Here is a 12,255-nt window from a genome sequence, read left to right as displayed (position 1 = left end):
ACGGAGGTATAGAACATGGATCACTGGAATCGGTTTGCACTCACCGGAGATGTACGGGAATACCTGGCTTACAGGGCAGAGGAAGACAGAGCCGGGAGGTCGGGAGAAAAATATGAGCGGACAAAGTTGTACGGTGACAGGCATTGTGCTGTCTGCCATGCCGGTAGGTGAATATGATAAACTGGTGGTGCTTCTGACAAAAGAATACGGAAAGATCCGGGCTTTTGCCAGAGGTGCCAGAAGATTGAATAATCCGCTGATGGCGGCGGTCAACCCGTTTGTATTTGGACAGTTTCAGCTCTATGAGGGCCGGACTTCCTATACGATATCTCAGGCATCCGTGCAGAATTATTTCAGTGAATTGCTTACGGATTTTGAAGGTTCTTGCTATGGTCAGTATTTTCTGGAATTTGCAGATTATTATACAAGGGAAAATGCAGACTGCATGGATTATATGAAACTTGTGTACCAGTCACTCCGCGCACTGCTGATTCCGGCAATTCCAAGAAAACTGGTACGGTACATATATGAACTGAAAGCCATGGTGTACAGTGGTGAGTGTCCGCAGGACTGGGAGCAGTTTGAAAGCTGGAATGCGGATACATCGACCCGGTATGCCTTTCAGTTTGTGATTGCTTCACCAGTGGAAAAGCTTTATACATTTACTCTGAGTGAGGAAGTATGCGAAGAATTCGGGAGAATTGTGACGTATCTGCGCAGACATTATGTGGAACATCCATTCAAATCACTGGAAATACTTGAAACTTGTCTTTAAATAGGATAAGATATACGCGTGTGCCGTAAGGCGGCAACAAGGAGGAAAGTGAATGAAGAGATGGTTTTCGGTCATATGTATTCTGATGATCACGGTTCTGACCGTCGGATGCGGGAAGAATTCGTTTCAGCCGTCGGTCTCATCCATTTATGTACATAAAGACGGACGGATCACAGAAGCAATTGTGGAGAGTTTCATACAGGACTATTATAGTTTTGATGAATTTCAGTCCATGGTAGAAAAAGAAGTGGCCGCATATGACAATGTATCCATAAAGAGTCTGGAACTGAAAGATTCCACTGTATATTTGCTTCTTGATTTTGCAGATGCAGAAACTTACAGCAAATACAGCGAGGTATACTGCTTCCAAGGAACGGTGGGTGAAGCTCTTTCAGCAGGGCTGCCGTTTGCCATGGATTTTAAAGATGAGCAGTATGAGGAGTACAGCACATCGGAAGTGACGGAGAAGACGTCCAATCCGGTACTGGTACTGAAATCGGAGTGCTTTGTGCAGACAGAGCAGCCAATTAAATATGTCAGCAACAATGTGGAAATTCTCGGAAGCCATTTGGCAGAAGTGATGCCCATTGATGATGAAGCGGAATACGCCTACATTATATATTGATAAGGAGAGTATCTCAAATGGAAAAGACGATGGAAAAAATCGTAGCACTTGCAAAAAACCGCGGATTTGTATATCCGGGAAGTGAAATCTACGGCGGACTGGCAAATACCTGGGACTATGGTAACCTTGGTGTTGAGCTGAAAAACAATGTAAAAAAAGCATGGTGGAAAAAATTCATTCAGGAGAATCCCTACAATGTAGGTGTTGACTGTGCTATCCTGATGAACCCGCAGACCTGGGTTGCATCCGGACATCTGGGCGGCTTCTCAGATCCGTTGATGGACTGTAAGAGCTGTAAAGAACGTTTCCGTGCAGATAAGCTGATCGAGGATTATATGGATGAGCACAAGATCGAGCATGAGGGCGGTGTGGACGGATGGTCTCAGGAAGAGATGAAAGCTTACATCGACGAGCATGATATCTGCTGTCCGAAATGTGGTAAAAAAGACTTTACCGATATTCGTCAGTTCAACCTGATGTTCAAGACTTTCCAGGGTGTTACTGAGGATGCAAAAAATACCGTATATCTTCGTCCGGAGACTGCACAGGGTATTTTCGTAAACTTCAAGAATGTACAGAGAACTTCCAGAAAGAAAGTTCCGTTTGGTATCGGACAGATCGGTAAATCTTTCCGTAATGAGATCACACCGGGTAACTTTACTTTCCGTACCCGTGAGTTTGAGCAGATGGAGCTGGAGTTCTTCTGCAAACCGGGAACTGACCTGGAGTGGTTCCAGTATTGGAGAGCATTCTGCCGTGACTGGCTCCTTTCTCTTGGTATCAAAGAGGATGAGATGCGTCTTCGTGACCATTCTCCGGAGGAACTTTGCTTCTATAGTAAAGGAACCACCGATATCGAGTATCTGTTCCCGTTTGGATGGGGTGAGCTGTGGGGTATCGCAGACCGTACTGACTACGACCTGACTCAGCATCAGAATGTATCCGGACAGGATATGACTTACTTTGATGACGAGAGCAAAGAAAAATACATTCCGTATGTGATCGAGCCGTCACTGGGAGCTGACCGTGTGGTTCTGGCATTCCTGTGCGCAGCTTATGATGAGGAGAACATCGGAACTGAGGAGAAACCGGACATAAGAACCGTTCTTCATTTCCATCCGGCACTGGCTCCAGTGAAGATCGGCGTGCTTCCGCTGTCCAAGAAACTGAACGAGGGCGCTGAGAATGTTTATACCCAGCTTTGCAAAAAATATAACTGCGAGTTTGACGACAGAGGAAACATCGGTAAGAGATATCGCCGTCTGGACGAGATCGGAACTCCGTTCTGTGTGACTTACGATTTTGAGTCCGAGACTGATGGCTGTGTAACCGTTCGTGACCGTGATACCATGGAGCAGGAGCGTGTGGCAATCGCAGATCTGGATGCCTACTTCGAGAAGAAATTTGAGTTCTAATCAGAACCCAAAGGTTGACGAAACTGGATAATAATGATAATTTATTATAAGAAAATTTATTACAAAGGAGTGCTATTATGAATCTTTCACCACTTCAGAAAGCAAGATATGAGTATGTTCCGAAGCTTCCGGGAATGCTCAGACATGGTATTGCCGAGATCGCTGTTAAAAAAGGCGAGGCAACAACCAGCGTAGCAGATCAGGAGAAAATTGCTGAACTGTTCCCGAATACCTACGGCGAGCCGGAGGTTACTTTTGAGAAAGGCCAGAATACTTCTGTTGTTAAGAAACAGGTAGTAGGCGTTATTCTTTCCGGCGGACAGGCACCGGGTGGACACAATGTTGTAAGTGGTCTGTATGATGCACTGAAAGCAACCAATAAAGAGAACGTTCTGATCGGTTTTAAAGGCGGTCCGAGCGGACTGATCGAGGATAATTTCATCGTATTTGATGATGAGTACATGGATCAGTACAGAAATACCGGTGGATTTGATATTATTGGTTCCGGAAGAACCAAACTGGAGACCGAAGAGCAGTTCCAGATTGCAACTGAGGTTTGTAAAAAACATGGTATCACTGCTATCGTTATCATCGGTGGAGACGATTCCAACACCAACGCTTGTGTACTTGCTGAGTACATGGCAGCACATAAGACCGGCGTACAGGTAATCGGATGCCCGAAGACCATTGACGGTGACCTGAAGAATGAGGATATCGAGATCTCCTTTGGTTTCGATACCGCAACCAAGACTTACAGTGAGCTGATTGGAAATATCGAGAGAGACTGTAACTCTGCTAAAAAATACTGGCACTTCATCAAAGTTATGGGACGTTCTGCTTCACACGTAGCACTTGAGTGTGCACTGGAATGCCAGCCGAATATCTGCCTGATCTCTGAGGAAGTAAAGGCTAAAAAACAGTCTCTGTCCGAGATCGCAGATTATATCGCAGATGCAGTAGAGAAGAGAGCAGCTAACGGCAACAACTTTGGTGTTGTAGTAATCCCGGAGGGTGTTGTTGAGTTCGTTCCGGAGTTCTCCGCACTGATCAACGAGATCAACGAACTTCTTGCAGGCAGCAAAGCAGATGCATTCAATGCACTGGAGAGCTGGACTGAGAAATACGCATTCATCGAGAAAGGACTTTCCAAAGAGGCTATGGCTGTATTTGCAATCCTTCCGCAGGCAATTCAGCAGCAGCTGTTCCTGGAGAGAGATCCCCACGGAAACGTACAGGTATCCCTCATCGAGTCCGAAAAACTGTTTGCGGCTTTGGTAGGAGACAAGCTGAAAGCAAGAAAAGCAGCAGGAACTTATACTGGAAAATATGCAACTCAGACTCATTTCTTCGGATATGAAGGAAGATGCGCATTCCCGTCCAACTTCGATGCTGACTACTGCTACTCTCTTGGATACAACGCATTCATGCTGATTCAGTACGGATTCAACGGATACCTTTCCAAGGTTTCCAACCTGTCCAGACCGGCAGAAGAGTGGGTTGCAGGCGGTATGCCGATCACCAAGATGATGAACATCGAGAGAAGACATGGCGAGGACAAACCGGTTATCAAGAAAGCACTTGTTGAGCTTGATGGAAAGCCGTTCAAATACTTCGAGGCACACAGAGATGAGTGGGCTGTTGAGACTTCTTACACCTTCCCGGGTGCGATCCAGTACTACGGACCGACTGAGGTATGTGACCTTACCACCAGAACTCTTGCGCTGGAGCAGGGTAAATAAGATCTGAATGATTTTGTGAAAAATTCCTGTCACCGAAAGGTGACAGGAATTTTTTTCTGTCCATATCCAATCTTGCAAAACACATATACTATTCTGCACAAACTGGCAAATTTTTGTTAAAAACATCATAAAATACATAAAGGAATATTTCTTAGAACTGTGTAAAATATACAAAAATGATTGACTTTCTCATGTAATGTGTTATGATAATTGTGTGCGCAGAGAGAACCGTTATGGTACACGATGCGCTTTTATTATTCTATTTTCTATTTTAGGAGGGCATGTAATGGCAAAGTGGGTTTATCTTTTTAAAGAAGGAGATGCCAGCATGAGAAACCTGCTGGGAGGTAAGGGAGCCAACCTGGCAGAGATGACAAATATTGGACTTCCGGTTCCGCAGGGATTTACGATCACGACGGAAGCCTGCACCCAGTATTATGAAGATGGTCGTGAGATCAATGCAGAGATTCAGGGACAGATCAATGAGTATATCGGTAAGATGGAAGAGATCACCGGAAAGAAATTCGGAGATGCAGAGAATCCGCTTCTTGTATCCGTTCGTTCCGGAGCACGTGCTTCCATGCCGGGTATGATGGACACGATTCTGAACCTGGGACTGAATGAGACTGTAGTAGAAGTTCTTGCAAAGAAATCCGGCAATCCGCGTTGGGCATGGGACTGCTACAGAAGATTTATTCAGATGTACTCTGATGTAGTAATGGAAGTCGGCAAGAAATATTTCGAGGAACTCATCGACAAGATGAAAGCCGAGAAGGGTGTTACCTTTGACGTTGAGCTGACTGCAGATGATTTAAAGACTCTGGCAGAGCAGTTCAAGGCAGAGTATAAAGTAAAAATCGGAGAGGATTTCCCGTCTGAGCCGAAGGAACAGCTGATGGGAGCAATCAAAGCTGTATTCCGTTCCTGGGACAACCCTCGTGCAAACGTATATCGTCGTGACAATGATATCCCCTATTCCTGGGGTACCGCTGTAAACGTACAGATGATGGCATTTGGTAACATGGGTGATGACTGTGGTACTGGTGTTGCCTTCACCCGTGATCCGGCTACCGGCGAGAAGAAGCTGATGGGTGAGTTCCTGATCAATGCACAGGGAGAGGACGTTGTTGCAGGCGTTCGTACTCCGATGCCGATCGCTAAGATGGCAGAAGAGTTCCCGGAGGCATTCGCTCAGTTTGAGGAAGTATGTAAGACTCTGGAGACCCATTACCGCGATATGCAGGATATGGAGTTCACTGTTGAGAATAAGAAGCTGTACATGCTGCAGACCCGTAACGGTAAGAGAACTGCAAAAGCAGCTCTGAAGATCGCTTGTGATCTGGTAGATGAAGGTATGAGAACACCGGAAGAGGCAGTGGCTATGATCGAACCGCGTAACCTTGACGCTCTTCTTCATCCGACCTTCGATACCGCAGCACTGAAAGCAGCTACCCCGATTGCAAAAGCACTGGGAGCAGCTCCCGGAGCAGCTTGTGGTAAGATCGTCTTTACCGCAGAAGATGCAGAGAACTGGGCAGCAAGAGGCGAGAAAGTGGTTCTGGTTCGTCTGGAGACCTCTCCGGAAGACATTACCGGTATGAAAGTATCCCAGGGTATCCTGACCGTTCGTGGTGGTATGACCAGCCATGCAGCAGTAGTTGCACGTGGTATGGGTGCATGCTGTGTATCCGGATGCGGCGATATCATTATGGATGAAGCAAATAAGAAATTCACTCTGGCAGGCAAAGAGTACCATGAGGGAGATGTAATCTCCTTTGACGGTTCCACCGGATGCATCTATGACGGAGCAATCCCGACTGTAGACGCTAAGATCGCTGGTGACTTTGACCGTATCATGGCATGGGCTGATGAATTCAGAACCATGAAAGTAAGAACCAATGCAGATACGCCTGCAGATGCCAAGAAAGCACGCGAGCTGGGTGCAGAAGGTATCGGTCTTTGCCGTACCGAGCATATGTTCTTTGAGGGTGACAGAATTGATGCATTCCGTGAGATGATCTGCTCTGATACTGTAGAAGAGAGAGAAGAGGCACTGTCCAAGATTCTTCCGCTGCAGCAGGGTGACTTCGAGCAGTTATATGAGGCTATGGAAGGAGAACCGGTTACCATCCGGTTCCTGGATCCGCCTCTGCATGAGTTCGTTCCGACTGAGGAAGAGGATATTAAGAAACTTGCTGCTGCAAAGGGCAAGACTGTAGAGGATATCAAAGCTATTATTGATTCTCTCCATGAGTTCAACCCGATGCTTGGACACAGAGGATGCCGTCTTGCAGTTACTTATCCGGAAATTGCCAAGATGCAGACAGCAGCTGTTATCCGTGCAGCCATCAACGTATCCAAGAAACATCCGGATTGGAAGATCGTTCCGGAGATTATGATTCCGCTGGTAGGCGAGATTAAAGAGTTGAAATATGTAAAGAATATTGTTGTTGAGACTGCAGACGCAGAGATTAAGGCAGCTGGTGCAGAGATGAAGTACGAAGTAGGTACCATGATCGAGGTTCCGAGAGCTGCTCTTACCGCTGATCAGATCGCTGAAGAGGCTGAGTTCTTCTGCTTCGGTACCAACGACCTGACCCAGATGACCTACGGCTTCTCCCGTGATGACGCAGGTAAATTCCTGGATTCATACTTCGACGCTAAGATCATTGAGAACGATCCGTTCGCAAGACTGGATCAGACCGGTGTTGGTCAGCTGATGGAGATGGCAATCGAGAAAGGTAAGAAAGTTCGCCCGACACTGCATTGCGGTATCTGTGGAGAGCACGGTGGAGATCCGTCTTCCGTAGAGTTCTGCAACAAGCTGGGTCTGGACTACGTTTCCTGCTCACCGTTCCGTGTGCCGATCGCTCGCCTTGCTGCAGCACAGGCAGCGATAAGCAAAGCACACAAATAGAAAATGCTGTATTTATGGGAAGTTACAATATTCCAAGGAATTATATGAAGACAGCCTTAGAGTATTATTATAGTGAACAAAATTTCAATCTTCCTAACAGCATGAAAATAAAGTTATATTTAGTTTAGGGAGTGGGGTGTTTTCTACTCCCTAAATTTTATTAAAAAAACAAATTAAACATCCATTAGATGTACCTAGAAAAACATTAATGGAATAATTATGGCAAGAAAACCTAAAGATGTCTATTCAAGAATTGCAGAAAAAAAGTTAAAGAGATTACAGAAATCCAGCACCTACTCTTGCAGTGAAGAGGTTTATTGATTATCTGGAATATAGATAAAACTGTATTTTTTATGTGTGTGATACCCAAAAGAAAATAGAAAAGTTGCTTTTCAGAAAAGGAAATGTTATACTAAAAAAAATACTTTAATAAAGTATTGGTGGTGCGGTATGGGAATAAAACAGGCAACGAATATGGAAGTTAAAAAAAATAACAGGAACCGTGTTTTTCGATATATTTGTAAACACGGGACGGTTTCTAATCCGGATATTTCCTATAGTATGAAAATGAGTCTGCCTACAGTAACGCAGATTACAAAAGAACTGATCGAGAAGGGATTCATTGCGGAAAGCGGAGAATTGGATTCTACTGGAGGAAGGCGTGCAAAAGCGTTAACAGCTGTGGTCAATGTAAGGCAGGCTGTCGGGGTGGATATTACAAAAAATCATGTTAGTTTTGTACTTACAAATCTTACGGGCGGAATTTTAAAGTATCTGCGTATTGTTCTCCCATATACAAATGAAGAAGCATATTATCAAAAAGTAAATGAGGAGATGGAAAAATTTTTGGATGAAAGCAATGCTGACCGTAATAAGATTCTGGGGATAGGTATTTCTTTTCCGGGAATTGTGGATTTAGAGAGGAAGCTGATCACATATTCTCATGCTCTTGGTGTAAGAATGCTGCCTTTTGGTTCGGTAAGCCGTTTTTTTCATTATCCATGCATTTTTTTGAATGATGCAAATGCGGGAGCCTATGCGGAAGGAATGTATTCTGATGAAAAGGAACGTTTTTTTTACATTTCTCTGAGCAATACAGTTGGAGGAGCTGTTTTTGACCATGACAGACTGATTCAGGGAGATCATTTCCGCACAGGAGAAGTGGGACATATGACGGTAATCCCAGATGGGAAGAGATGTTACTGTGGAAAAAAGGGATGTCTGGATGCCTATTGCAGTGCATTAAATTTGTCAGAACTAGTAGACGGAAAGCTGGAACGGTTTTTTGAACTGCTGGAGAAAAAAGACCCGAAGATGGAAAGCTTATGGGATTCCTATACAAATTTTTTGGCAGTAGCATTGAATAATATCCATATGGTTCTGGATTGCAATATTATCCTTGGCGGATATGTGGGAAGCTATGCAGAGCCTTATATGTCGGATATATGGAGGAAAGCATCGGAGCGGGATACATTTGCAGATGACGAGAGATTTGTAGAGAGCTGCAGATACGGTATCGGAGCGGCAGCTCTTGGAGCGGCATTGGAAGTAATTGAAAATTTTGTAAAAGAGATATAAAGCAAAGAAAATGTCTGTATGGGAGGCTTCAGAAATGAGGTCTCTTTTTTTGTGCGATTTTATCAAAATGAAGGAAGTGGTTTTGGATGTATTGACGAAATGATGGGTTATTAGAACGAAGATATTGACAAAAGTGCATTGTAAATATAAAATAAAGACATAATAAAACTATTTAATAAAGTATAAAACAAAGATAATACAAAAGGAGGACAAAAAGATGGAAGGAAAAATGAAAGTTGCAGTCATGCTGGGAATTGGAAAGATGGGATTTGAAGAGCGTGATATTCCTAAAGTGAAAGAGAACGAGGTATTAGTAAAGCTGGAATATGTAGGAATCTGCGGAAGTGATCTGCATTATTATGAAACCGGAGCGATTGGTGACTATGTAGTGGAGCCTCCATTTGTGCTGGGACATGAACCGGGAGGAACAGTTGTTGAGGTTGGTAAAAATGTAAAGAATCTGAAGGTCGGGGACAGAGTGGCTTTAGAGCCGGGAAAGACCTGCGGACATTGTGAATTTTGTAAAACAGGACGTTATAATCTGTGCCCGGATGTAGTGTTCTTTGCGACACCTCCGGTAGATGGAGTGTTCCAGGAGTATGTTGCTCATGAAGCAGCTCTGTGCTTTAAGTTGCCGGATAATGTAAGCACATTAGAGGGCGCTTTGATAGAGCCATTGGCTGTGGGCTTCCATGCGGCTATTCAGGGAGATGCACATCTTGGTCAGAGAGCTGTTGTTATGGGAGCCGGATGTATTGGTCTTGTTTCCATGATGGCGCTGAAGGCAAGAGGTGTATCGGAAGTATATGTAGTGGATATTATGGAGAAGCGGCTTGATAAGGCATTGGAATTAGGCGCTACAGGGGTAATCAACGGAGCGAAGGAGGATGTACTGGAAAAAGTAAATGAGCTGACAGATGGAGCTGGCATGGACTTGGTAATTGAGACAGCAGGAACGGAAATTACGACAAGACAGGCAATTCACATGGCTAAGAAGGGTTCCAATATCGTTCTTGTAGGATACAGCAAAAGCGGCGAAATGACGCTTCCCATGAGTCTTGTACTGGATAAAGAGCTGACATTTAAGACTGTATTCCGGTATCGTCATATTTATCCGATAGCGATCGATGCAGTTGCGGCAGGAAAAGTAAACCTGAAAGGGATTGTAACAGATATTTTTGGACTGGATGAGGCACAGAAAGCGATGGATTACAGCGTGAACAATAAAGCAGATATTGTAAAAGCCGTTATTCAAATTGAACAGGAGAAATAAGAAAGAATGATGCGGTATCTGCCCATACCTGACAGAGGTATGGCAGATACCAAAATAGGAATTATGGTTAAGGAAAAGGTATAATGTGGTCAATATTTATAAATGACAAGGGGGTATTGCAGTGAATCAGGAAGATACAAATATAAAAGTGCCATTGATAAGTAAGATAGCATATGGCATGGGAGATGTTGGGTGTAATTTCAGTTGGATGTTTGTAGGAAATTTTCTGATGATTTTCTATACAGATGTCTTTGGAATCGGTATGGGGGCGGTAGCAGGTCTGATGCTTTTTTCAAGATTCTGGGATGCCATTAATGATCCGATAGTCGGCGGATTAAGTGATAAGACACACAGCAAATGGGGAAGATACAGACCGTGGCTTTTAATTGCAGCGCCGCTGACAGCTATCGTATTGCTCATGACATTTTGGGCACATCCAGATTGGCCCTCCACATCCAAAATTGTCTATATGACAATTACTTATTGTATTCTTGTCTTAGGTTATACCTGTGTGAATATTCCTTATGGGACATTGTGCGGAGCGATGACACAAAATATAGAAGAGCGAGCTAAAATCAATACATTTCGTTCAGTCAGTGCGATGATTGCGATTGGAATCATCAATATTGTGACAGTTCCGCTTATTGAAGCGATTGGTAATGGAAATGATAAGAGAGGTTATTTACTGGTTGCCGCTTTGTATGGATGTATTTTTGCTGCATGTCATATTTTTTGTTTTGCAAAAACAAAAGAGGTAGTGGAAGTAGCGGAGAAAGAAAAAATTTCTTTGAAAGTGCAGTTAAAAGCAGTTGCAAAAAACCGTCCGTATATGATAGCAGTTGCAGGACAATTTTTGTTTGGAATGACTCTTTACGGAAGAAATGCGGATGCATTGTATTATTTCACCTATGTGGAAGGAAATAAAGCGTTATTCAGCACATATTCCATGTTTATTATTATTCCGTCCATTATTGGTGCAGCCTGTTTTCCTTTTGTATTCCGGCTTACAAATAATAAGGGACGTTCAGCATCTATTTTTGCCTTATTGACCGGAATCAGTATGTTTTGCATGTATTTTTTTACAGTTGGGGAATCGCCAGTTCCATTTTATACTTTTTCCTGTTTGTCACAATTTTTCTTTTCTGGATTTAATACTGCAATCTATGCGATAGTTCCGGACTGTGTGGAATATGGGGAATGGAAGACAGGACTTAGAAATGACGGTTTTCAGTATGCCTTCATATCATTAGGAAATAAAATAGGCATGGCTATCGGAACTTCCGTTTTGGCAGGAGTTCTGGGAATGTTGGGATATGTGGCAAATCAGCAGCAGAATGCAGCGGTATTAGCGGTTATCAAACATTCGTTTACGACTGTTCCAGGGGTACTTTGGATCGTAACAGCTGTAGTTTTGTATTTTTATCGTTTGAATAAGAAAACATATAACAAAATTGTGAAAGAAATACATGTGAAAAAAGAAGAAAAACTTCGGATTTAAGAAGTAAGCAGGGGAATCCTATATTTGAAGCAAATCCGGGAGGAGCACCATGTAATGTACTTGTAATGCTGAAAAAGCTAGGTTATAAGACGGCATTTATAGGCAAAGTTGGAGGGAGACGTTACAATAATCAGTGGACGATATGTTATTGATGCTTAATTTGTGGTTTGGTGTCTGTTCCTGTTCCGGAATCCGATCAAGATACTGGTTCAGATTATTTAATTTCCGATTGAGGGACTGAATATCTTTTTCAGTAGATTTATAGGTTTTCTGTAAGGCGTCTTTTTTTGCATCTAGATCTTGCGAAAATGAGATGAGAAGGGGCTGTCGCACTAGCAAATATTTTTTGCTGGGCGGTAGCCCTGCTTTATGCCCAAATGGGGGCGAAATCGGTTGTGATTTGCCCCATCCCTTATAAACACAGTTCATTCCCAG

9 protein-coding genes and 2 pseudogenes are annotated in these 12,255 nt (G+C 43.6%); 10 read left to right on the top strand and 1 reads right to left on the bottom strand.

Translation table 11 applies throughout. The features are described from left to right. The first annotated feature begins 15 nt into the window (after positions 1–15). The 10 genes and pseudogenes from LKD36_RS15350 to LKD36_RS17605 form a co-directional block, all read left to right on the top strand. Complete coding sequence (locus LKD36_RS15350) at positions 16–171, top strand: hypothetical protein (RefSeq protein WP_308460144.1); 156 nt, start codon at positions 16–18, stop codon at positions 169–171. After that, positions 113–775: a DNA repair protein RecO gene (recO, locus tag LKD36_RS15345; RefSeq protein WP_118770091.1), complete on the top strand. Its 663-nt coding sequence runs from the start codon at positions 113–115 to the stop codon at positions 773–775. The genes LKD36_RS15350 and recO overlap by 59 nt, the downstream gene beginning before the upstream one ends. A 52-nt stretch (positions 776–827) precedes the next feature. Further along, positions 828–1,400, top strand: a complete 573-nt coding sequence (locus LKD36_RS15340) for a hypothetical protein (RefSeq protein WP_118769770.1) — start codon at positions 828–830, stop codon at positions 1,398–1,400. Positions 1,401–1,417: 17 nt separating this feature from the next. Continuing rightward, positions 1,418–2,815, top strand: a complete 1,398-nt coding sequence (locus LKD36_RS15335; RefSeq protein WP_308460143.1) for a glycine--tRNA ligase — start codon at positions 1,418–1,420, stop codon at positions 2,813–2,815. A 77-nt stretch (positions 2,816–2,892) separates the two neighbouring features. Then, a complete protein-coding gene (locus LKD36_RS15330) occupies positions 2,893–4,554 on the top strand; it encodes a diphosphate--fructose-6-phosphate 1-phosphotransferase (RefSeq protein WP_308460142.1) in 1,662 nt (553 codons plus the stop codon). 286 nt (positions 4,555–4,840) lie between these two features. Next, positions 4,841–7,471 (top strand): pyruvate, phosphate dikinase, encoded by a 2,631-nt coding sequence (ppdK, locus tag LKD36_RS15325; RefSeq protein WP_308460141.1) that lies wholly within the window; start codon positions 4,841–4,843, stop codon positions 7,469–7,471. Between the two features lie 450 nt (positions 7,472–7,921). Next, positions 7,922–9,049, top strand: a complete 1,128-nt coding sequence (locus LKD36_RS15320) for an ROK family transcriptional regulator (RefSeq protein ID WP_331465269.1) — start codon at positions 7,922–7,924, stop codon at positions 9,047–9,049. A 217-nt stretch (positions 9,050–9,266) separates the two neighbouring features. Continuing rightward, positions 9,267–10,322, top strand: coding sequence for an NAD(P)-dependent alcohol dehydrogenase (locus LKD36_RS15315; protein WP_308460139.1), 1,056 nt, complete (start codon positions 9,267–9,269; stop codon positions 10,320–10,322). A gap of 121 nt (positions 10,323–10,443) precedes the next feature. Beyond that, complete coding sequence (locus tag LKD36_RS15310) at positions 10,444–11,820, top strand: MFS transporter (protein WP_308460138.1); 1,377 nt, start codon at positions 10,444–10,446, stop codon at positions 11,818–11,820. Between the two features lie 2 nt (positions 11,821–11,822). Then, positions 11,823–11,954 (top strand): annotated as a pseudogene (locus LKD36_RS17605) (PfkB family carbohydrate kinase); the annotation flags it as partial. Here the strand turns inward: LKD36_RS17605 and LKD36_RS15300 are convergent. After that, a pseudogene (locus LKD36_RS15300) lies at positions 11,917–12,255 on the bottom strand (hypothetical protein); the annotation flags it as partial. The pseudogenes LKD36_RS17605 and LKD36_RS15300 sit on opposite strands and share 38 nt — an antisense overlap.

The sequence above is a fragment of the Hominiventricola filiformis genome, from assembly GCF_020686965.1.
Taxonomy (GTDB): domain Bacteria; phylum Bacillota; class Clostridia; order Lachnospirales; family Lachnospiraceae; genus Hominiventricola; species Hominiventricola filiformis.
The sequence above is the reverse complement of the archived record's forward strand: the minus strand, read 5'-3'. Positions and strand labels throughout refer to the sequence as shown.

Coding starts and splice junctions, on each gene's coding strand:
- LKD36_RS15315 (WP_308460139.1), top strand. CDS start 9,267: ATGGAAGGAAAAATGAAAGTTGCAGTCATGCTGGGAATTGGAAAGATG.
- LKD36_RS15320 (WP_331465269.1), top strand. CDS start 7,922: ATGGGAATAAAACAGGCAACGAATATGGAAGTTAAAAAAAATAACAGG.
- LKD36_RS15350 (WP_308460144.1), top strand. CDS start 16: ATGGATCACTGGAATCGGTTTGCACTCACCGGAGATGTACGGGAATAC.
- LKD36_RS15335 (WP_308460143.1), top strand. CDS start 1,418: ATGGAAAAGACGATGGAAAAAATCGTAGCACTTGCAAAAAACCGCGGA.
- recO (WP_118770091.1), top strand. CDS start 113: ATGAGCGGACAAAGTTGTACGGTGACAGGCATTGTGCTGTCTGCCATG.
- LKD36_RS15330 (WP_308460142.1), top strand. CDS start 2,893: ATGAATCTTTCACCACTTCAGAAAGCAAGATATGAGTATGTTCCGAAG.
- ppdK (WP_308460141.1), top strand. CDS start 4,841: ATGGCAAAGTGGGTTTATCTTTTTAAAGAAGGAGATGCCAGCATGAGA.
- LKD36_RS15340 (WP_118769770.1), top strand. CDS start 828: ATGAAGAGATGGTTTTCGGTCATATGTATTCTGATGATCACGGTTCTG.